A 20,949-nucleotide genomic window follows, 5' to 3' on the forward strand; every position below is an offset into this window, starting at 1 on the left:
TTCTTATTACTTAACAGTTATTTCGTCTATAAATATAAATGCCTGCCCTCCGGCACCCTGATGCCATTGTGGCAATGTCCCGAAATTATAGGCTTTTACTTTTACGTATCGTGCAGTTATATTATTAAGTTCTGCCGTGAAATGTTCTATCACATTATCCTGCCTTGCATCTGTTTTGGTTTCAATAGTTTTTACTAAGGTAAAGTCCTTGTTGTTATCCGAAACATAATACTCAACTTTTACAGGCATTAATATCCACGAACGGCTATCCTGCAAAAAGCCAGCATCAATAGTATTTACAGGTATTTCTTTCTGCAAATCAATCACCGCTTCAAAATCCTGATTTTGGTAACCCTGCCAGTCACCTTTACGCCAGTTGGTAGTGCCCTCTATCCCGTCTATAAGTCCTTCAGGACCTCCGGCATGATACATACTGTTGAATTTAGATTTTATTTCAATGGTATAATCATTTGGCTTTTTTACAAAATTGGCCGTAACCACATGGCTTATTTTTCGGTTTGTTTCAATATAGGCAAGTATTTCACAACTTTCCGTAATCTCAAAAGGCGCGGTAAATTCTTCAAACACCCTATTTTCATTTTCGTTTAGCGGTGTATTGATAATGTAATACATTTTTTGTGCTCCAAAAGGTGCTATTAAAGAAACCATAGTAGTATCCTTAAATGATTTCCCTTCGGCCTCTATAACCGGCACAGGAACTATTTTAGTGTAAGACTGAGCCTGAGTGCCAACAACCGGATCAACAAACTTAAGGTCTTCCTTATAATCTTTTTTTCTTATAACAGCCGTTTTTCCATTTTCCAAATGCACTTTTGCTTCTGTAAAATACGGTTCTGTTTTTTGCCAGTAATTATCCCCCGGAGTCACATCATACAGCCCTAAACTGCTTAACACATACCAGGCACTCATTTGCCCGCAATCCTCATTTCCTATAAGTCCGTCGGGTGCGTTTTTGTAAAACTCATCCAGTATGTAATGTACTTTCTCTGTAGTCTTTTCGGGTTTGCCAATGTAGTTATACAGGTAAGCCATGTGGTGACTTGGCTCGTTACCATGTGCATACTGCCCTATAAGTCCCGTAACATCTACCTGATGGCGACCTGTGGTTTTACTTGGCAGGCTGAACATTTCGTCAAGTTTCGTTTCAAATTTTTCATTCCCGCCAAAAGCAGCGATAAGTCCTTCTATATCCTGAGGCACAAAAAAGCTGTATTGCCAGCTGTTACCTTCGGTAAAGTTATTATTGATTTCGCGGGCATCAAAAGGCTTGTCCCAACCTCCGTTCTTTTTAGGACGCATGTGTCCCGTTACAGGATCAAAAATATTTTTCCAGTATTGGGAACGCTTCATAAAGTAGTTGTACTCATCTGTCTTACCCAGTATCATTGCCATTTGGGCAATACACCAGTCATCATAAGCATACTCTACAGTTTTTGATACACTTTCGTGTTCATCGTCAATACTTATAAAGCCGTTTTCCTTGTAGGCTTCCAGCCCCAAATGATCCAGCATGGCACTGTATTTTGCAGCTTCAAAAGCCTTTTCGTAATCAAACCCTTCAATTCCCTTAGCCATAGCATCGGCAATAACCGAAACAGAATGGTAGCCAATCATACAGTCGGTCTCATTACTGGCCAGTTCCCAAACCGGAAGCCTTCCGCCCTGCTCATATTGCTTTATAAAGGTATTTATAAAGTCTGACGTGCGTTTTTTATCAATAAGGGTATATAATGGGTGCGCTGCCCTAAAAGTGTCCCACAGCGAGAATACAGTATAATAATCAAATCCTTGTGCCTTATGAATGGTATTATCGCGGCCACGATACATACCATCAACATCCATAGCGATGTTAGGCTGCATCATTGTGTGATATAAAGCGGTATAGAAAACAGCCCGTTTCTCCTTGTCATTAGAGGTTACTTCAACTTTAGAAAGCTCTTTATCCCAAAGCTTTTTAGCAGCCTTTAAAGTCTTTTTAAAATTAAAACGCGGCATTTCCGCTTTCATATTTTTGGCAGCACCTTCATACCCTGTAGGCGACAACGCCACCTTAACCAATAGCTTCTCTCCTTTTTTCACTTCTTTACTAAAGCTAATGGCTAACAACGAACCTGCAAAAAATTTGTCGGTCACTTTAGCCGGAGCAAAAGCATTGTTGTTTACTGCCGTTACCTTTACCGGAGTACTAAACTCAATTCGGGCATACACATATTGGTCGCGTGCCCATGCCGAACTCTCCCTAAGCACCTCAATGGTTTTCTCATCTATAACCCTCACCTCTCCCATTATAAGCTTATCACGATGGTTAAGATCCAGTATAATATTGGCCTGACCTTTTTTAGGGAAGGTATACTGGTGTAAACCTACCCTTGTTGTTGTAGTAAGTTCGGCTTTTATACCATCGTCATCAAGTATTACCGAATAATATCCGGCAGAAGCAGTTTCATTATCATGCGAAAATGAAGAGGAATACTCTTTTGCATCCAGTTTTGGCTCGCCCATAGTAGGCATCAGCATAATGTCTCCAAAGTCTGAAACCCCTGTACCGTTAAGATGGGTATGTGAAAAACCATAGATAACCGAATCTGAATAATGGTAACCTCCGCAACCATCCCAACTACCATCAATACGGGTATCAGGACTTAGCTGTACCATCCCGAAAGGCACTGTAGCTCCCGGAAAAGTATGGCCGTGCCCACCGGTGCCTATAAACGGATTTACATATTGAGAATAGTTGCCCGACTGGGAAAAAACTGCCGTTGTAAAAAGCAGTAAAAAAAGTAATAATGATTTATTCATTTTTTAGGTAAAATTTTGATAAAGATGAAAAAATTACCTCATAAAACCAATGCTGAGTGCATATAATAAAAAAGCTCCGGGTGTTCCGGAGCTTTTTTATTATGCTTTGTATGCTTATTTGCTAAGAATACCTTTTTTCTCAATAACAGGCAGTTCCTGTACATCATCTTCCGTAATGGAACCTGCTATAAAAATATAGTCTTTCTCATACATTACATTGTCTTTAAAATAAGTTACCATGAACTTATTGTGTAACTGTAAAACGGTTTTGTCCATCATTTCGATCTTTACAGCCGAATTTCCCGGCACTTCCTGGTAAGCATGGCGCATCATAGAAGTTTTGCGTTGTTCACCGTCAATTACACCATTGGCATTTGATACCACTATTGCGGCTTCAATTTTGTCTTTGTTATCATTAATCAGATAAGCATACCATGTGTTTTCGTTAAAATCTTCATTCCACTCCTGCATAACTGCGACATAAACATTTTCTACCACAGGTATTGTAATATCTTTCCTCATTTTAGTACCTTTAAATTCCTCTAAATTTTTATTAAACATTATTAAACCAAAACACCATGAAAAAAATTTCAGCACTAGCTATTTTGGCCCTATTGGCTTTTACATCATGCAAAAATGGGGAAAAATCGTCGGATGAACAAACCCAAACCGAAACTGTTACCGACACAACAGGCACACAAAACCCCTCAACATCAATACCTACTGGGGATAACAGTCAAAATTCTTTAGACTGGACAGGGGTATATAGTGGTACTGTCCCCTGTGCAGATTGCCCCGGAATTGAAATCGAACTGCAAATAAACGACAACAATACCTATTCCCTATCGGAGCATTACCTTGAAAAACAGGAAACAGCTAACATGAATACCGGAAGCTTTACATGGGATGATACCGGAAGTATAATAACCCTTGATGAAAATGGAATGGGCAGAAAGTTTAAAATACAGGAAAACAGTATTAAGGTACTCGCCCCAGACGGCACTGCTATAGAAGGCGAACAAAAAGGAAAATACAATCTTAAAAAAGTAGGATAACAAAAAAAGGCCCGCAATTGCGGGCCTTTTAATTATATGCTTGATTTGAATTGCTCAAGGAAACGTACATCGTTCTCATAGAACATCCTGATATCGCCAATTTGGTATAATAGCATCGCTATTCTTTCTATACCCATACCAAAGGCAAAACCATTGTACTTCTCAGCATCAATACCACAGTTTTTTAATACGTTTGGATCTACCATACCGCAACCGCCTATTTCAAGCCATCCGGTACCTTTAGTAATCCTGTAATCGGTTTCTGTTTTTAGTCCCCAATAAATATCCAATTCGGCACTTGGCTCAGTAAACGGGAAATATGACGGACGTAAACGTATTTTAGATTTACCAAACATCTCTTTTGTAAAATAAAGCAGGGTTTGCTTTAAGTCGGCAAAAGAGACATCCTTATCAATATACAAACCTTCAACCTGGTGGAATATACAGTGAGAACGTGCAGAAACAGCCTCATTCCTGAATACCCTTCCCGGAGAAATGGTACGGATAGGCGGTTTGTTCTCCTCCATATAACGCACCTGTACTGATGATGTATGTGTTCTTAAAAGCACATCAGGATTGGTTTGGATAAAAAACGTATCCTGCATATCTCTTGCCGGATGGTATTCCGGAAGGTTAAGTGCCGTAAAGTTATGCCAGTCATCTTCAATTTCAGGACCTTCAGATACGTTGAACCCAATATTGGCAAATATATCTATCATTTGGTTTTTCACAATAGATATAGGGTGACGTGACCCTACCTGGAAAGGTTCTCCCGGACGCGAAAGGTCGCCATAAACGCCTTTTGCCTCCTCTTTGCTTTCCATAGCATCCTGAAGTTCGGTAACTTTGTTTTGTACTGCTGATTTGAAGGCGTTAATAACCTGTCCGAATTCTTTTTTCTGTTCGTTAGGAACATTTTTAAATTCGGCCATAAAGTCATTTACAATACCTTTCTTACTCAGGAACTTAATCCTGAATGCTTCCAGCTCTTCCTTGTTTTGGGTTTGAAAAGCTTCGGCTTCAGCAATATAACTTTTAATCTTTTCTATCATCGTTGTTCAGTAAAAGTGTGCAAATTTATGCATTTTAAAAATGATGTGCCACCTATTTTTAGGGTATATTTAATATTTATGGATTATAAACCCAATTATGAAATAAGTCCCTTTTCCAAAAAGTAGTCTACAATAGCACCTTTCATTAAAACAGACTGCTCCCCTGCCTTTAGCGGCGGAAGCTCTTCCTTAACCGTGTAATGCGGCCATCCTTCTTCGTCAAAATAATCAAATTCATAATAGCCATAAGGCTCTAATAACCTGCAAATGGCAATATGCATAAGGTTTATTTTATCGTCTTTTTTAAACTTGCGTTTAAACTTGCCCAGTTCCTGTACCCCTATTAGGTAAATTATGGCATCCAGATCCAGCATTTCGCCATCGGCAAAACGTTTGGATAATATATCTACAAGCTGTTCCCAGCGTATTTTCAGTTGTTCGTCCCTTGACATTATATCTTTTTTTAAAGCGCAAAGATAGTTACTTGCTTTGTAATTATAAGTAACAGTAGTATTTGGATTATTACCAAAGTCTGCTAACTTTGTTTTCAATGAGTGTTATTGATATTATACTGGGCGGATTACTGCTTTACGGACTTATAAAAGGACTGTGGAGAGGCTTATTTGTAGAACTGGCCTCACTGGTTTCGCTAATTGCCGGAATTTTTATCGCACTGAAATTCTCGGGCTTCCTGGCAGATGTACTTAGTAAGTATGTGGAGTGGGAACCACGTTATATATCCATAACCGCATTTTTAATCACTTTTATAGGTGTAGTGGTAGGAATAATACTTCTTGCCAAGTTTTTTACCAAACTGGCCGATTTTGCCAGCCTGGGGCTGCTTAACCGAATTCTGGGCGGAGTGTTTGGCTTCCTTAAAATGGTTTTGATACTGAGTGTATCGCTTAATTTTTTCCTGAAACTGAACAGTAATAATCTCCTGGCTAAGGAAGAAACTCTAAAGGAATCTATCTTTTTTTACCCGATGCTGGAAATATCAAACACTATTTTCCCTATTCTGGAAGAATGGTTTACCGACTTTAAGGAACAGCAGCTACCGGAAGAAAAACCGGAAGTTTTTAGCGAAGAACAGACTATTTAGTTTTTCAGCTCTTTAATATCAGCATCGCTTATCCAACCCGTGGTTTCATCTGCAAGTTCAATTTTCTTCCATTTCCCCAATACCTCAACAACATTGACTTTAGAGCCTTCATGCAGTATAAAGGCATCCGGCGCATTTGTTAGCGGTTCGCTCTTAACCGATGCCACTTCACTAAACACAATGGCAGGGCGCATTTTAGACTCCTGCGTTTTTACAAATACCGCCGATATTATACTGATAACTATAATTAACAACGAAACAAATATCCCTGCAAAAAACATTCTTTTTAATACTGTAGACCCAACAAAGTAATAACCGACAAAAAACAGTAATACCCCAAAAGCAAAAGCTACCGCTATCCAAGCCCAGGTATCATAATGATAAGTACCCACCATGCCATAAAACAGTTTGGTAAAACCCACCTTTGGCACTTCCTTAATATCGTCTATAACCATTTTATGGGCATACCCAAGGTTTATTTTTACATCCTTATCATTAGGTTTTAACAACAGCGCTTTCTCGTAATTGTAAATAGCCGGAGCTACCTCATTAAGTTTATAGTAGGCATTACCCAGGTTAAAGTATACTTCGGCAGATTCCTTACCTTGCTTAAGGATGCTCTCATAACTTTGTACGGCAGCCTGATAGTTGCCTTCCCTATACTGTTCGTTACCTTTATCAAATGCCGATTGTGCAGCCATTAACTGCGTAAAAAACAATAGTATGTATGCTAAATTTTTCATTGTATCTCTACTTTGCCTGATTCAAAAAACACCTTACACCTGTTTCTCCAAAGCTGTTATTACCGTTACTGCACTTTCATAATCCTGCTGCATAGCCGCACCCGATGACGGTGCATAACGGGCAAACTCACAACTATCCATTATCTTAATGAAATTGGTTACCGTTTGTGCATCAGCTTTTCGGTTAAGTAACAGTTCCTCTATATTTTGCTTACTCATTTCGGAAGTCTCAATGCGCAGCTTGGCTTTAAGGAAATTATGAAGGGCTTTTTCAAGCGCTACATAAAATGCCTCCTTATTACCCAGCTCTTTTTTGGCTGCCGAAAGGTATTTTTTAGCCAGTTTGTTGTTCTGCCTAATTTTGTTACCTACCACATCACTGTCGTAAGCCTCCTTTTTCTTCCTTGCCAGTACTATTACCGGTATTAACAGGAACGGAACAAACAGCAATGAGTAAAATAACCCTGAACCGAAGAAATCTTCCCTATCCATAGCTACCAGTTTGGTATCAAGGTCTACAAACCTAAACTGCTGTGACGACTGTACCGATTGTTTTTGAACCCCTGTACTGTCGGATGGTGTATTTGAAGCAACGGCATCTCCGGTAGCCTCAATCATAATATCCTGAGAAGTTATGGTTTTATACTTACCTGCTTTTGGATCAAAATAGGAGAACGAAAGCGGCTTAATTGGGTATTTACCTCTGTTTTGCGGTACTATGGTATAAACATCGGATATATTACCTGTCATACCTGATAATGGTACCGATACGTTTTCCTTATGCTCAGGGTCAAACATATCAAGAGCCGAAGGCACTACAGGTTTAGGTAGCGTGAACAGTTTAAGGTTACCTTTTCCGCTAACAGTTACATCCAGCTGAAGCGATTCCCCCGTTTCCAGATTGGTTTTGGAAGGCGTTACCTTAAAATCAAAACTACCTACAGCCCCTGTAAAATCATCAGGTCTGCCTTCATCAGGCAAGGCTTTCACATTGATGTATTTACTACCAGAAGATACTACCTTGTCCTCATTGGAATAACTTACAAAACCAAAACGGTTACGCTCTGTAGGAACCTGTAAGGTTACATTAAGCAACAAAGGTTCTATTTCAAGCTTACCGCTTTTTTGCGGATAAAGCACCGTTTTTTGTAATACTACATAACGGTACATTTCTCCGTTATACATTCCTTTTTCTATCTTAAGATTTTGAGGATCGGTACGATCTGTCTGACTCCAAAAATCATTGAATTTAGGATTTTCGGTTTCATAGAAATTGGTCACACTGCTGTTCTGGCTAACGTAAAGCTTATATACCACGCTAACCGGTTCGTTAATGTATGGGCTACTGTTGCTTACCTCTGCCACAAGATGAATCCCTTCGGCAGCACTTTGCTTGGCTGCTTCAAACGGATCTAAAATCTTAACTGCCTCACCTACGGTAATAGTAATAGGGTCTGTTTTATATATCTTGCCTTCTATCTCAATACTCGCCGAACCTATGGTAAAAGTACCCTTTGAGGTAGGTATAAGTGTATAGTCATAACTTTTGTTGTACGTATGCTTACCGTTTACCCATGAGTTCCTTATACTTTGCATAGGTCCCTGTGCCCTGAATCCGTTAAAAGACGGGGGTACAAGGTTATCTCCGTCCTTGTTCATGGTAAAACTTATCCTAAGGCGCTCGTTTACCCCCAGTTTGGTTCGGCTGGGTTCGGCTTTAAACTCAACGTCCTGGGCAAACATACCCTGCGCAAATAACAATAGTATTAGTAAGATGTATCTTTTCATCGTTTTCAATTCCTTAATCTGAACAATATATATTTTTCAAATAAGTATCCAATCTTTTTAAACTGTTACCAGTCTTTTTCTTCCCTATTTCGTGGTACGCCTTTTACTTTTTCGGCATTTATCTTGTCCTGAACTTTTTTCTCTTCGTTATTCATGGCATCAAGCAGATTTTCCATTCGTTGTTTTGAAGGACTTGCCTGTTGTGGTTTCTGGTCCTGATCTCCCTGCTGGCCGTCGCCGGGTTTGTTTTGACCTTTATCGTCCTGCTTATCCTTATCTTCCTTACCACCTTTGTCCTTCTGGTCGTCTCCCTTATCTTTTTTAGGGTGGTTACCTTTGTCTTCAGGTTTTTTGTTCTTGTCGTCCTTATTATCTCCCGACTGGTTTTTATCCTGATTCTTGTCGTTTTTGTCTTTATTCTGATCCTTGTTCTCGTCGTTCTTATCCTCGTTCTGGTTTTGATTTTGCGGCGGATTGTTTTTCAGCATTTCCTTAGCCAATGCAAAATTATAACGCGTTTCCTCATCATAAGGATCATTCCGTAAAGCATTACGGTAAGCCTCTACAGCTGTTTGGTAATCCTTTTGCTCCATAAGCATATTACCCAGATTATGGTAAGCCCTGTGTTTGTCTTTCTTGGTCTCAGCCTTTTCTATGGCATCAAAATAGGCATACATGGCTTCGCCTGGCTTACCCTGCCTGTAAATGGCATTCCCAAGGTTATACATGGATTGCGAATTGGCTGGATTTCTGGATTGTGAAATCCTGTAATCTGCCTCAGCATCCCTGTATTCCTTTTTAGAGAATTCCTTATTTCCTTTTGAAAGGTATTCGTCTTTTTTGTCCTTCTCCTTTTCCTGGGAGAAAGCCACAAGCGAGCATAAAAGCAAACTATATGTTACTAATCCTTTCATCTATTCTTTTTCATTAAAAAGGTTTAACTTCCTTATCCATGCCGTTTTCCTGTCTAAAAGGAAAACATCTATAAACAGCAGTAAAAATGCTGCCCCTAAAAACCACTGATATTGTGAATCGTAAGTAGCAATCTCTTTCGACTCAAATTCGGTTTTCTCTATATTATCAAGCGCTTTTTTTACATATTCAGTCACCTCCCTGGTATTTCCGCCATAAATATAACCACCGTTAGAACGTTCGGCAATAGTTTTAAGCGCATCAGGATATAGTTTGGTAATTACTACCTCACCATCCTTATCACGTTTGTAACTCTCGGTTACTCCGTTACGCTTTAGCGGAATGGTTCCTCCTTTTTCGGTACCCACACCTATAGTGATAATTTTTATTCCCTTTTCCTTCGCGGCTTCGGCAGCTTCCATCGATCCTTCTCCGTGGTCTTCACCATCACTGATAAGTACAAGCAATTTACTGGTTTGCGGATCATCATAATAAGTAGTAGCCAACTCTATTGCCTGACTAAGGGCTGTTCCCTGAGACGAAACCATATCGGTATTCATGTTTTGCAGGTACATTTTTGCCACACTGTAATCAGACGTGATAGGCAGTACCGGATAAGCACCTCCCGCATATCCTATTATACCAATCCTGTCGGTTCCCAGCTGATTGATGATTTGCGAGACTATCTGTTTGGCTTTTTCCAGCCTGTTTGGAGCAATATCTTCGGCAAGCATACTCTTGGATACGTCAATGGCAAAAACAATATCTATACCTTCGCGTTTAACTGTTTCGGTCTTAGTACCGATTTTAGGATTTACTAAAGCCAGTATAATACCCGAAAGTGCCAGCATAAGTACTATAAATTTAAGCACAGGTTTAAAAACCGATTTTTCGGGAGTTAACCGCTTAACCAAATCGCTGTCGCCAAACTCACGTTGTTTTTTTCTTTTCCAGTATAAGTTAAAAAGGAACAGCAGTACCAAAACCGGCAGCACCCCAAACAAATACAAATATTTTGACTCGTCTAATTCGTACATAACTAAATAAAACTTCTGTAAACCGTTTTTCTTACTATAATCTCAATAAGTAGCAACCCGAAGGCAAACCACAGGTATGGTCTGTACTTTTCGGTATAATTATAATACTTAAGCTCTTTTATTTCGGTTTTTTCAAGCTTATTGATCTCGTCATAAATCGCTTCAAGCTTACTGTTTGAGTTTGCCCTGAAATACTGTCCGTCAGTCTTTTCGGCAATCTCTTTCATTAGTGCCTCATCAAGCTCTACTTTCATAGTCCTGTATACCCACTCTCCATTTGGCTTCCTTGCATAAGGCATTTCAGCATTGCCGTTGGTACCAAGCCCAATGGTATATACCTTTATTCCGTATTCCTTAGCAATATCAGCAGCCATCCTTGGGTCAATAAACCCGGCATTGTTTACACCATCGGTAAGCAATATTATGATACGGCTTTTTGCCTTACTTTCCTTCAACCTGTTAATCGCCGTAGCAAGACCCACACCTATACCGGTACCGTCTTCCAGCACCCTGTCGTCATATTTAACCGATTCTATAGCCGCCTTTACCATTTCCTTGTCACTGGTAACAGGAGTTTTAGTATAGCTCTCCCCGGCATAAACCACTAGTCCAATACGGTCGTTAGGCCTTTCGTCCACAAACTTCTCGGCTACTGTTTTAAGTGCCTCAAGCCTGTTGGGCTTTAAGTCTTTTGCGAGCATACTCCCCGACACATCTATCGCCATAACAATATCAATACCACGGGTAGTTTTTGTTTTGCTGTCCACATCTACACTTCGTGGTCTAGCCATGGCTATAATCATAGTACTTAAAGCCAGTACCCTGAACACAAACAGCATTGGTTTTAACCTTGCCAGCAGTGAAGGCTTCACTTTAAATCCGTTTACCGAACTTATTTTAAGCGTAGCCGTTTGCTGTTTTCTTTTCCATATATACCATCCTATAGCCAGTGGCAGTAATGTAAACAGCCAAAAGAAACCGGGATGTAAAAAAGTGACATCTTTCATCTTAGTTTTGTTTTCTGAATTCGACTGAGTTTTTAATTCTGTCCACAATTTTAGGAGCATCCTCATCTGTTGCAGGATACATCATTACTACCTGTTGTATACCGTTTGCCTGTTTGAAATACAGTATCTCATAATCGTATTTCACACCACCATCACCCAATGGATTTGGCATGCTCATACTACCATAAGCCCTTAAGCCTTCGGCTCCATCAGGTGTAGTAAAGCTCTCCTGTTTTACCAATATATCTTTTGCTTTTAAGGCTTCCCATTGTTTAGACATATCATCAAAAAGCATATCCAGTTTTACATCTGTAGGTTTTTTATAGCTAAGCGTAGAAACCGCCACATAAAAATTACTGAACTGCATGCCATAAGTAAACATTTGCATCTCTTTGACAACAGCAATAGCTTCCTTAGGTATAGTTTTATCGACATCTGCCCTTTTAAGTACCTTAGGTGTTTCTATAATAACACCCGGGCTACCATACTGGCTTTTTACCCATTCGGCTTTTAGTAACTGATTTGTTGGTGAGAAGTTATCCTTAATAAAGCCAACTCCTTTAAACACCAAAAAGCCTGCAAGAAGTAGCACTACTACCCCTATTGAGCTACCAATAATTATATTCTTTTTTCTTTTGGCCTCTTTCTGACGTTGTTTTTCAAGCCACGCCAGTGTATGCTCTTCGTCTTCTTCCTTCTCTTCCGGAATGGACTTATCTATAACTACAATGGTTTTTTCTATTTTCATTCGGTCTTCTGCCACCTCAAAATCAAGCGGCTTGGACTTGGCAAACTTTACCATATCTGCCGTGCGGAGTACTTTTTCAAGCTCTTCAAAAGTTTCCCTTGTAAGCGCCATACGTTTACGCGATACTGCCGCACGCATTGCTTCTATAAGTTCGCTCGTAGTACTTTCCATTGCAGGCACGTGTATCGCTTCTTCAATGTAAGTACGGGCAATATCGGTAAGTTCACTGTAGTAATCCTTTATCGCTCCTCGCTGTAGCAGGTCTTTTTTCTCTAAATCCCTAAGCTTAACCGTGGCTTTCTCTATAGGGCTTGAAAATACAACAGGTGCTTCTTTTGGGGCAACTTTTCTGTTTTTAAGATACCTGTAAACAAAATAACCGGCTACACCAAGCGCTGCCAGTCCTAACAATACATACAGCCACCACCAGTTCATTTTAGATTCGACTGTGGCTATATCCTTAATGTCATACATTTTTTGTTTTAGGGTATCTACCTTTACATTGGCTACCTCTATACTAAGCGAATCGGTTTGATACGGCTCATTGTCAATAATAACCGGAAGGCTAGGTATTACATAGCGCCCTGAATCAAACTGTGTAAGTCCGTATTTTTTAATAAGCTCATACAATGCACCTTTCTTTACCGTATCTGTAGGATAGGATTCAAGTACCTCCAGCTGCCCAAAGTTCTTTCCTTCAGGGAAGCCTACGTTAGCGGCTGTATCTACAGTGGTTTTTAAAGTAAGGTGAAACTGCGACCCTATTTTAATTTTAGTGGAGTCGATACTTGTTTCCACCTGCTTTTGCTGTGCAAATGCGCTAACCGCAAGCAACATCAGCAAAAACGAAAATAATTTTGTTTTGGTCATCTTTATCATGATTATTAACCCAAACTATCGTGATTTAAAATAGCCCAGCAGCTTAGTGACATACGACTCGTCTACACGAGTGCTTAAAGACCCGGCACCACATCGGCTAAAGGTTTCGTTAAAGTATTTTACTTTGCCCTGATAGTATTTTTCATACTCCAGCCTTACCTGTTTTGATCCGGTATTTACCAGTATAGTCTGTCCGGTTTCTGCATCAGTCATGTTTACAAGGCCCAGATTTGGCATTTTTTCCTCGCGTTGGTCGTATATTCTAACACCTGTAATATCGTGCCTTTTGGCTGCTATTTTCAGATTGTGTTCATAGTCGTCCGACATAAAATCAGATATCAGGAAAACAATGGCTTTTTTCTTAAGTACGCCCGACAGGAATTTAAGTGCCTGCGAAACATCGGTCTTTTTACTTTTAGGCTGAAACTCAATAAGCTCGCGAATAATACGCAACACGTGTGATTTTCCTTTTTTAGGCGGAATAAAAAGTTCTATTTCATCTGAAAAAAGGATAAGCCCTATTTTGTCATTGTTTTGTGTTGCCGAAAATGCCATGGTAGCCGCAATCTCGGTTACAATTTCCCTTTTGAACTGGTTTTTGGTACCAAAGCTTTCAGAACCACTCACATCGGCCATAAGCATCATGGTAAGCTCACGCTCTTCTTCAAAAACCTTGATGTATGGTTCATTGTAACGTGCAGTAACATTCCAGTCTATAGCCCTTACGTCGTCTCCAAACTGGTACTGGCGCACCTCGCTAAAGGTCATACCACGGCCTTTGAAGGATGTATGATATTCACCCGAAAAGATGTGATCACTCAACCTTCGGGTTTTTATCTCTATTTTACGTACCTTTTTTAATATCTCTTTTGTATCCATAATCTTTACAGTCTAAAAGTCTAACGTTTTTAAAGTCATAAAGTATAGCGATACCGCTTATCCCTTTATGACATTTGACTTTATGACGGTTTATGGCACCTCTACCTGATTTACTATCTTGTTAATAATATCCATAGAAGTTATGTTTTCGGCTTCGGCCTCATAGGTAACACCAATTCTGTGACGAAGCACATCATGTACTACTGCCCTAACATCTTCAGGCACTACATAACCTCTTCTCTTGATAAAGGCATAACATTTTGATGCCAGTGCAAGGTTGATACTTCCCCTTGGTGACGAACCAAAACTTATAAGTGGTTTTAGTTCGCTTAGGTTGTACTGTTCAGGGTAACGCGTGGCAAAAATCAGGTCAAGTATGTACTTCTCGATTTTCTCGTCCATATATACTTCACGAACGGCCTGTTGTGCCCTTAATATCTGTTCCAGCGATACTACCTGGTTTACCTTATCAAACGAGCCTGCAAGGTTTTGGCGTACAACCATACGCTCGTCTTCAATTTTTGGATAGTCAATAACGGCTTTCAGCATAAAACGGTCAACCTGTGCTTCAGGTAACGGATAAGTACCTTCCTGCTCCACCGGGTTTTGCGTTGCCATTACAAGGAACGGTTTTTCCAGCTTAAAGGTGGTCTCCCCAATAGTAACCTGCTTTTCCTGCATCGCCTCAAGTAATGCCGACTGCACTTTTGCAGGAGCCCTGTTAATCTCATCGGCAAGAACGAAGTTGGCAAAAATAGGCCCCTTCTTGATACTGAATTCGTTTTCTTTTATGTTATAAATCATGGTACCCACTACATCGGCAGGAAGTAAATCGGGCGTAAACTGTATACGGCTAAAGCTTCCGTGCACCGCCTGCGAAAGGGTATTAATAGCTAGGGTTTTTGCCAGTCCCGGTACACCTTCAAGCAAAATGTGACCCTGACCCAGAAGTCCTATCAAAAGACGTTCTATCATATACTTTTGCCCCACAATAACCTTGTTCATTTCCATAACAAGCAGGTCTACAAAAGCACTTTCTCTTTCTATTTTCTCATTAATTGCCCTTATGTCTAAAGCGGCAGTATTTTCTTCCATAGTATATAGAGTTTAGAAGTGTGAAGTTAATAAGCTTTTTTTACATTACAAATTCATTGCCGAAATTGCATTTTTATTGTTAACGTAGTGTTAATGCTACATCAAAACATCCAAGTTATAACAAATCAGTTCTTTGTTTTTATAATTTTAAGCCAAAAGAACTGCAAAATCGATAAAATTTGCAGCAATTAAAACGAACACAGCGCTGTTTAAGTATATAAAAACGTAAATTTATCACAATAAAAATCTTATTAAAAATATATGGATATTAAGTTATCTCCCATTATAGCCGGTGCTATGAATTGGGGTGAATGGAGCAGGAAATTCAGTACTGCCGAAATGTCAGAAATGATTCACAAATGCATTGAGTACGGAATCACCACTTTTGACCATGCCGATATTTATGGCGGTTATACTACCGAAGGCGAATTTGGAAAAGCTTTTACCCATAGCGGAGTAAAAAGGGAAAACGTACAAATCATATCTAAATGCGGTATCCAGCACACAATAGGCATACGCAACAATAAGGTAAAGCATTACGATTATTCTAAAGATTATATTATCAAATCAGCCGAAGGTTCACTTAAAAACCTGGAAACCGATTATCTTGATATACTACTGCTGCACAGGCCGAGTCCGCTTATGGATGCCGATGAAATTGCAGAGGCTGTAGAAAAGCTGAAAGCCGACGGAAAAATACGTTCCTTCGGGGTTTCCAACTTTACCAATTCCCAAACCGACCTTATCAAATCAAGGACAGAGGTATTTTGCAACCAGATAGAATTTTCTGCCACGCATATAGAGCCTATGCTGAACGGTTCTCTAGATTACATGACACTCAACAATATAAAGCCGATGGCTTGGAGCCCTATAGGCAGTGTATTTAAAGAAGATAATGAGCAAACCCAGCGCCTTAAAAAACTGTTGCTGGAGCTGGTTGCAAAATATGAGGTTACTGCCGATGTGATTTTACTGTCATGGATATTAAGACACCCGGCAGGCATTATACCGGTATCGGGCTCCACTAATCCCGACAGGCTTAAAAACCAGATGAAAGCTGTTGATGTGGAACTGGAACTGGAAGACTGGTTTGCCATCTGGACAGAAAGCATAGGGAATAAAGTGCCCTAACAAACAATACAAAAACTAAACAAGAATAACATTAACTACTTACCACTATGAAAACAGCATTAATAACAGGAGCGACCAGCGGTATAGGCAGAGCCACGGCAACCTACTTCGCAAAAAATCATTTCAGGCTTATTTTATGCGGAAGGCGTGAAGAACGCCTGGCCGAGCTTCAGGATGAGTTTTCCGGACTAACACAAGTACACACACTTAATTTTGACGTAAGGGACAAAGAGGCTGTTGCCGATGCAATACAATCAATCCCCGACGACATGAAAAACATTGACATACTGATAAACAATGCAGGTAATGCCCACGGCCTGGACCCTATTGAAAACGGAGATGTAGATGACTGGGATGCCATGCTGGATATTAACGTAAAAGGTCTTTTATACGTTTCAAAAGAGGTTATACCGGGTATGGTAGAGCGACGCAGCGGACACATTATAAACATAGGGTCAATAGCCGGAAAAGAGGTTTACCCTAACGGTAATGTTTACTGCGCCTCAAAACATGCTGTTGATGCCATTAATCAGGGTATGCGTATGGATTTAAACCAATATGGTATTCGTGTAGGAGCAATAAACCCGGGGCTTGTTGCAACAGAATTCTCAGAAGTGCGTTTTAAAGGAGATACAGAGCGTGCCGAAAATGTATATAAGGGATACTCTCCGTTAAAAGCCGAAGATATTGCCGATATTATCACCTTTGTGGTAACAAGGCCATACCATGTAAATATAGCCGACCTGTTGGTACTGCCAACCGCACAGGCCAGCGCGACAATACTAAACAAAAAAGTGTAATCAGTTCCTTGTTCCATGTTATTAGTTGCGAGTTAATACACAACAGATAGTTTATGGCTAAAATAAAATCATTTGAAGATTTACAGGTATGGCAAACCGCCAGAGATATCTGTAACGATATATGGCTATTATTTGAAAAAACATCTTTAGGAAAAGATTTTGACTTGCGTAATCAAATGTCCAGGTCTTCTGGCTCAGTAATGGATAATATTTCAGAAGGTTTTGAGAGAAGCGGAAACAGGGAGTTTATCCATTTTTTAAGCATTGCCAAAGGATCCTGTGGAGAATTGAAGTCACAACTATACCGAGCGTTAGACCGAAAGAATATAAATGAAGAACAATTTGAGAGTTTAACTGTAAAAATCAATTTGGAGAACAGTAAATTAGGTTCATTTATTGTTTATCTTAATTCAACCGAATACAAAGGCAGTAAATTTAATCAGTCAGCAAGTAACCCTAAGCCAGAAACAAGGAAAAAGTAACCTTAAAAAAATGATTAACAAACGACTTCTCATAAAAAACCTGCTGGCTCACAACGATGAGAGCAGCTTTTATGACAAGAAGCGTCAGCTTAATCTTCACACCAGAGAAGGAAAAGCCAAGTTTGTTAAGCATATATGTGCACTGTCTAACTCCAACCCGTCTAACAACTCTTATATTGTTGTGGGTGTGGAAGACCATGATAATGAAATAACAGGGACTGATTTTTATGATGACAGCCGCATACAAAATCTGGTAAATGCCTTTCTGGAAAATCCTCCACGTATTCAGTATGAAAATGTACCTTTCCCACAACTCTCAAAAGATAAAGTGGTAGGACTGGTAACCATACGCCCCAACAATAAGATTTCTTACTTTAAAAAGAATATTTATACCATCCCTATGGGTACGGTATTTATGCGACTGGGCAGTAATTCAATACCTGTAGAGGAAGTCCCTTCATTAAACTATCAAAATACATCTACGGTTATTGATATAGAGAACAATTCCCGCAACAGTATTGCCCATACGTTAGAAGGTGTGCTCGATTTTCTCAACACCCGGCATAAGGATATGACATCGGGTTATAAAGTGTTCAAGGAGCTGTTTATAGTGTGCTGGGCAGGAAATAAAAAAGTGATTAGAGGCAAAACCTATTATTCAAGAGTGGATATAGAACTGATAAACGAACAGGTAAAGCTGTTCTATTCTGCTCTGGATGAAGTGAGCATTGACCATACCGATGATACTTTTTCCATTACCGAATACGTATCACTTGGTCTTAATGACAAAACCAGTTATTATCCGCTGGAAGAAGTAACCATTCGTTTTCATGATAATGGATACTACAAGATTGATTCTAACCTGATATTCGATCCGCCACAGTACAATCGTAAAATGATGTATCATATTTACAATTCCAACCTCTCCCTTTTGGCAAAACTGGAAAAAGGCATATCACTATCAGAGAGGGAAAAAAGGGATATGAATAACCTCCCTTCCACCTTTATGATTTGCTATCTAAACGGATTTGAAGATGCTAAAGACAGACTGGTAGATGCTAAACCACTACTAAAGGCTTATGAAGACCCATCGGTATATGTTTCCTTTAAAGAGGCTATGCGCGTATTACGAAAAATGAAATACTCATAAATAAAAAAGGCAGGTTTAAAACCTGCCTTTTTTATTATTACTTCTTAATAAATTTCATGTTTTGTACTGTAGCCTGAGTACTGAGCTTTATAAAGTATAAGCCCGGCTGAAGGGTTTGTACATTTATATCTCCCTGCGGATTATTTTGCTCCATGCAAAGTTTTCCGTTCACATCATAAACCTGTACCGATGTTAGCTCCTCTCCGTTTTGAGAACCAAAATAAAGCCTGTCACTAACCGGGTTAGGGTATAAAACAAAATTATTAACAGTATATTGGTCAACACCTAACAGTTCTATTATCTCTGTATTAGCAGTATTAGTCACTACCGCCGCATTAAAATCAAAATAAATATCGGCAGTACTTTCAAAAGTATCTCCTAAAACAACAGAGCTTTTTGGTTTAATTCTGTAAGTTACATAACCATGACTTGCAGGCTCGTCTGATGTACTGTCGGCCAGATAAATTTCATCAAAACGGTACTCAAGTAAATTACCCTGTCTTGCAACTACATAATCGTGACTGGAAGCCAATGGCTCAAAAGTATCCCATTCAAAATTATCATCAAGCACATTATGCAGCTTTATATTAACGGCAGATGCTGTTCCCACATTTTGAAAACGAATAGTATAATGCAGGTAACCTTCGGCTTCGTCTATTGTAATTTCATCACCTTCATGTACCGTAATATCATTAGGATCGTTAGCGTTTACTACTGTTTGGTCTAATACAGCTGTATTATCTTCAGGAGTATTCTCGTTTTCAGCTATTGTAACCTCCGATGTATATGTTAATACATCCCCTTCTTCATTATCAGGAGGAGTTAGTAAATAAAAATCAACATCAATATTTTTTGTTGATAGTGCCGGTATATCTGTAACTTCAAAGGTTAAAACATTCCCTGCAACAGTATATGGTTCAGAAGCATCATCAAAGTCAAGCTTATCATCATCAAATGTTATTGATACAGTTGCCGAAGCTACTGCTACAGTACCATTATTTTTTACTAATAAATCATAATGACTCACAAACCCGGGTCTTGCAAGGTTTGTAGGGATAAGCGTAACTGCCAAATCAGTAACAGGATCGGGCATATCATAACAAAAATCTACAGTAGCATCATCATTACTCAAATCAAGATTATCCTGATATAAAGGCATCGCTTCAAACCCGTAAGGAGCATTTACCTGAATAGAAACATCCAGTGAATCATATTCCAGTTGCCCCAGGCTATAATACCCTTCATCATCTGTATAAAGAGATATTTGTTCGTCTCCAATGGTCACAACTACTTCTACACCGGCAAGAGGTGTATCACAAACCTCATCTCCATCACTATCGTAATTAACCACACCACTAAAACTATTCATGTTATCAAAGTAGAATGGTCCTATCCATGGACTTTGTGAGGTTTCAGAACATATTGCTCTTAAATAAACTTTATACGCTCCTATTCCGATATCAGTTATAATATACGTATTTTCTTCAGCTATTACACCACTTCCGGACGGTTGGTCATCTGCAGCCATAATCTCCAGTTCCCATTGTGTTTCTCCGTTACCGGTCCAGCTAACAGTCGCCGATGTATCTGTAATATCAGAGATAATCACATCATACGGCTCAAGACAATACGATTCGTCAAATGAAACATTATCTATAAGCCACCGGTCCTGATTATCCCCTTCCATAACGAAAGCTAAATAAACCTGCTGCCCAATATAAGCTTCAGGGATTGGAACAAATATTTCATTATACTCCTGTTGTTGAGGGTTAATTTCATATTCAGTCCACTCCTGTAAGGAAATATAACTTCCAAGATCTGACGGATCCGAACCGGTACTTAACATAATCATGTAATTGGTACCCTGATCGCCATTAAGGGTTAATCTTGAATAAAAATGAAGTGCAGGGTTTTCACCTGTAACAGTTACTGAAGGAGTTACAAGCCATTCTTGAGCAATATTACCATCCGGAACATCTTCCCTATCTATAAAAGCGGCATAATCTCCCTCATAAGCAGGTAAAAAAGCATCTCCTGGATTTATTCGGGTCCAGGATTGTAATACTCCAACCCCATTGTCGTAAATAGTCCATCCTTCAGGAGGGAAAACATCCCCCTCAAATCCTTCAATAGCCTGTTGGGCTTGGGCAAAACAGCCCATTGACATTGCTAAAAACAATGTGAGTAATTTCTTTTTCATAAGCGGTTAAATTGGTTTTTATCCAAAAATACATTTTTATTTTCAAAAAAATCAGTATTCGCTTACATT

At 39.4% G+C, this 20,949-nt stretch carries 19 protein-coding genes; 6 read left to right on the top strand and 13 right to left on the bottom strand.

Features of this window, described 5'->3' with window-relative positions; translation table 11 throughout:
* Window positions 1-6: 6 nt before the first annotated feature.
* On the bottom strand, window positions 7-2,820 hold the full coding sequence (locus ABS768_RS12020) for a GH92 family glycosyl hydrolase (protein WP_408075207.1): 2,814 nt from the start codon (window positions 2,818-2,820) through the stop codon (window positions 7-9).
* 114 nt (window positions 2,821-2,934) lie between these two features.
* Window positions 2,935-3,342 (bottom strand): hypothetical protein, encoded by a 408-nt coding sequence (locus ABS768_RS12025; protein WP_408075208.1) that lies wholly within the window; start codon window positions 3,340-3,342, stop codon window positions 2,935-2,937.
* 56 nt (window positions 3,343-3,398) lie between these two features.
* Between ABS768_RS12025 and ABS768_RS12030 the strand changes: the two genes are divergently transcribed.
* Entirely contained in the window at window positions 3,399-3,875 is a 477-nt protein-coding gene (locus tag ABS768_RS12030) for a copper resistance protein NlpE (protein ID WP_408075209.1), read from the top strand.
* 32 nt (window positions 3,876-3,907) lie between these two features.
* Here the strand turns inward: ABS768_RS12030 and pheS are convergent, their stop codons facing one another.
* Window positions 3,908-4,927: a phenylalanine--tRNA ligase subunit alpha gene (gene pheS / locus ABS768_RS12035; protein ID WP_035133148.1), complete on the bottom strand. Its 1,020-nt coding sequence runs from the start codon at window positions 4,925-4,927 to the stop codon at window positions 3,908-3,910.
* Between the two features lie 95 nt (window positions 4,928-5,022).
* Window positions 5,023-5,379, bottom strand: a complete 357-nt coding sequence (locus ABS768_RS12040) for a hypothetical protein (RefSeq protein WP_408075238.1) — start codon at window positions 5,377-5,379, stop codon at window positions 5,023-5,025.
* A 98-nt stretch (window positions 5,380-5,477) separates the two neighbouring features.
* On the opposite strand from ABS768_RS12040, the gene ABS768_RS12045 reads away from it, so the two are divergent.
* A complete protein-coding gene (locus tag ABS768_RS12045) occupies window positions 5,478-6,029 on the top strand; it encodes a CvpA family protein (protein ID WP_157484791.1) in 552 nt (183 codons plus the stop codon).
* Here the strand turns inward: ABS768_RS12045 and ABS768_RS12050 are convergent.
* The 8 genes from ABS768_RS12050 to ABS768_RS12085 all read right to left on the bottom strand — a co-directional run bounded on the left by ABS768_RS12050 (window position 6,026) and on the right by ABS768_RS12085 (window position 15,117).
* The gene (locus ABS768_RS12050) at window positions 6,026-6,772 is read right to left on the bottom strand and encodes a tetratricopeptide repeat protein (protein ID WP_408075210.1); all 747 of its coding nucleotides are present in this window, start codon (window positions 6,770-6,772) and stop codon (window positions 6,026-6,028) included. The two genes, ABS768_RS12045 and ABS768_RS12050, sit on opposite strands and share 4 nt — an antisense overlap.
* A 33-nt stretch (window positions 6,773-6,805) precedes the next feature.
* Window positions 6,806-8,560: a BatD family protein gene (locus tag ABS768_RS12055; RefSeq protein ID WP_408075211.1), complete on the bottom strand. Its 1,755-nt coding sequence runs from the start codon at window positions 8,558-8,560 to the stop codon at window positions 6,806-6,808.
* A gap of 65 nt (window positions 8,561-8,625) precedes the next feature.
* Window positions 8,626-9,474, bottom strand: coding sequence for a tetratricopeptide repeat protein (locus ABS768_RS12060; RefSeq protein ID WP_408075212.1), 849 nt, complete (start codon window positions 9,472-9,474; stop codon window positions 8,626-8,628).
* Window positions 9,475-10,509 carry a VWA domain-containing protein gene (locus tag ABS768_RS12065; protein ID WP_408075213.1) on the bottom strand — a complete coding sequence of 345 codons (1,035 nt, stop codon included), beginning with the start codon at window positions 10,507-10,509 and terminating at the stop codon, window positions 9,475-9,477.
* Between the two features lie 2 nt (window positions 10,510-10,511).
* A complete protein-coding gene (locus ABS768_RS12070) occupies window positions 10,512-11,516 on the bottom strand; it encodes a vWA domain-containing protein (protein WP_408075214.1) in 1,005 nt (334 codons plus the stop codon).
* Window position 11,517: 1 nt separating this feature from the next.
* Window positions 11,518-13,134: a BatD family protein gene (locus ABS768_RS12075; protein ID WP_408075215.1), complete on the bottom strand. Its 1,617-nt coding sequence runs from the start codon at window positions 13,132-13,134 to the stop codon at window positions 11,518-11,520.
* 24 nt (window positions 13,135-13,158) lie between these two features.
* Complete coding sequence (locus ABS768_RS12080) at window positions 13,159-14,022, bottom strand: DUF58 domain-containing protein (RefSeq protein WP_408075216.1); 864 nt, start codon at window positions 14,020-14,022, stop codon at window positions 13,159-13,161.
* 90 nt (window positions 14,023-14,112) lie between these two features.
* On the bottom strand, window positions 14,113-15,117 hold the full coding sequence (locus tag ABS768_RS12085) for an AAA family ATPase (RefSeq protein WP_035133130.1): 1,005 nt from the start codon (window positions 15,115-15,117) through the stop codon (window positions 14,113-14,115).
* 261 nt (window positions 15,118-15,378) lie between these two features.
* Here ABS768_RS12085 and ABS768_RS12090 point away from each other — a divergent pair, with 261 nt between their 5' ends.
* From ABS768_RS12090 to ABS768_RS12105, 4 genes are read left to right on the top strand one after another with little or no spacing between them, the layout of a single operon-like run.
* Window positions 15,379-16,248: an aldo/keto reductase gene (locus tag ABS768_RS12090; RefSeq protein WP_408075217.1), complete on the top strand. Its 870-nt coding sequence runs from the start codon at window positions 15,379-15,381 to the stop codon at window positions 16,246-16,248.
* 47 nt (window positions 16,249-16,295) lie between these two features.
* On the top strand, window positions 16,296-17,048 hold the full coding sequence (locus tag ABS768_RS12095) for an SDR family NAD(P)-dependent oxidoreductase (RefSeq protein WP_408075218.1): 753 nt from the start codon (window positions 16,296-16,298) through the stop codon (window positions 17,046-17,048).
* Between the two features lie 53 nt (window positions 17,049-17,101).
* Complete coding sequence (locus ABS768_RS12100) at window positions 17,102-17,530, top strand: four helix bundle protein (RefSeq protein WP_408075219.1); 429 nt, start codon at window positions 17,102-17,104, stop codon at window positions 17,528-17,530.
* A gap of 10 nt (window positions 17,531-17,540) precedes the next feature.
* Complete coding sequence (locus ABS768_RS12105; RefSeq protein ID WP_408075220.1) at window positions 17,541-18,680, top strand: ATP-binding protein; 1,140 nt, start codon at window positions 17,541-17,543, stop codon at window positions 18,678-18,680.
* Between the two features lie 37 nt (window positions 18,681-18,717).
* On the opposite strand, the gene ABS768_RS12110 is transcribed toward ABS768_RS12105, so the two are convergent.
* Entirely contained in the window at window positions 18,718-20,880 is a 2,163-nt protein-coding gene (locus ABS768_RS12110; protein ID WP_408075221.1) for a DUF7619 domain-containing protein, read from the bottom strand.
* Window positions 20,881-20,949: the final 69 nt, after the last annotated feature.

Source organism: Flavobacterium rhizophilum (assembly GCF_046000485.1).
In the GTDB taxonomy this organism is placed as follows: Bacteria; Bacteroidota; Bacteroidia; order Flavobacteriales; family Flavobacteriaceae; genus Flavobacterium; species Flavobacterium rhizophilum.

Excerpts from the sequence above, each read along its gene's own strand:
- ABS768_RS12020 (WP_408075207.1), bottom strand. The coding sequence starts at position 2,820 with ATGAATAAATCATTATTACTTTTTTTACTGCTTTTTACAACGGCAGTT.
- ABS768_RS12025 (WP_408075208.1), bottom strand. The coding sequence starts at position 3,342 with ATGAGGAAAGATATTACAATACCTGTGGTAGAAAATGTTTATGTCGCA.
- ABS768_RS12030 (WP_408075209.1), top strand. The coding sequence starts at position 3,399 with ATGAAAAAAATTTCAGCACTAGCTATTTTGGCCCTATTGGCTTTTACA.
- pheS (WP_035133148.1), bottom strand. The coding sequence starts at position 4,927 with ATGATAGAAAAGATTAAAAGTTATATTGCTGAAGCCGAAGCTTTTCAA.
- ABS768_RS12040 (WP_408075238.1), bottom strand. The coding sequence starts at position 5,379 with ATGTCAAGGGACGAACAACTGAAAATACGCTGGGAACAGCTTGTAGAT.
- ABS768_RS12045 (WP_157484791.1), top strand. The coding sequence starts at position 5,478 with ATGAGTGTTATTGATATTATACTGGGCGGATTACTGCTTTACGGACTT.
- ABS768_RS12050 (WP_408075210.1), bottom strand. The coding sequence starts at position 6,772 with ATGAAAAATTTAGCATACATACTATTGTTTTTTACGCAGTTAATGGCT.
- ABS768_RS12055 (WP_408075211.1), bottom strand. The coding sequence starts at position 8,560 with ATGAAAAGATACATCTTACTAATACTATTGTTATTTGCGCAGGGTATG.
- ABS768_RS12060 (WP_408075212.1), bottom strand. The coding sequence starts at position 9,474 with ATGAAAGGATTAGTAACATATAGTTTGCTTTTATGCTCGCTTGTGGCT.
- ABS768_RS12065 (WP_408075213.1), bottom strand. The coding sequence starts at position 10,509 with ATGTACGAATTAGACGAGTCAAAATATTTGTATTTGTTTGGGGTGCTG.
- ABS768_RS12070 (WP_408075214.1), bottom strand. The coding sequence starts at position 11,516 with ATGAAAGATGTCACTTTTTTACATCCCGGTTTCTTTTGGCTGTTTACA.
- ABS768_RS12075 (WP_408075215.1), bottom strand. The coding sequence starts at position 13,134 with ATGACCAAAACAAAATTATTTTCGTTTTTGCTGATGTTGCTTGCGGTT.
- ABS768_RS12080 (WP_408075216.1), bottom strand. The coding sequence starts at position 14,022 with ATGGATACAAAAGAGATATTAAAAAAGGTACGTAAAATAGAGATAAAA.
- ABS768_RS12085 (WP_035133130.1), bottom strand. The coding sequence starts at position 15,117 with ATGGAAGAAAATACTGCCGCTTTAGACATAAGGGCAATTAATGAGAAA.
- ABS768_RS12090 (WP_408075217.1), top strand. The coding sequence starts at position 15,379 with ATGGATATTAAGTTATCTCCCATTATAGCCGGTGCTATGAATTGGGGT.
- ABS768_RS12095 (WP_408075218.1), top strand. The coding sequence starts at position 16,296 with ATGAAAACAGCATTAATAACAGGAGCGACCAGCGGTATAGGCAGAGCC.
- ABS768_RS12100 (WP_408075219.1), top strand. The coding sequence starts at position 17,102 with ATGGCTAAAATAAAATCATTTGAAGATTTACAGGTATGGCAAACCGCC.
- ABS768_RS12105 (WP_408075220.1), top strand. The coding sequence starts at position 17,541 with ATGATTAACAAACGACTTCTCATAAAAAACCTGCTGGCTCACAACGAT.
- ABS768_RS12110 (WP_408075221.1), bottom strand. The coding sequence starts at position 20,880 with ATGAAAAAGAAATTACTCACATTGTTTTTAGCAATGTCAATGGGCTGT.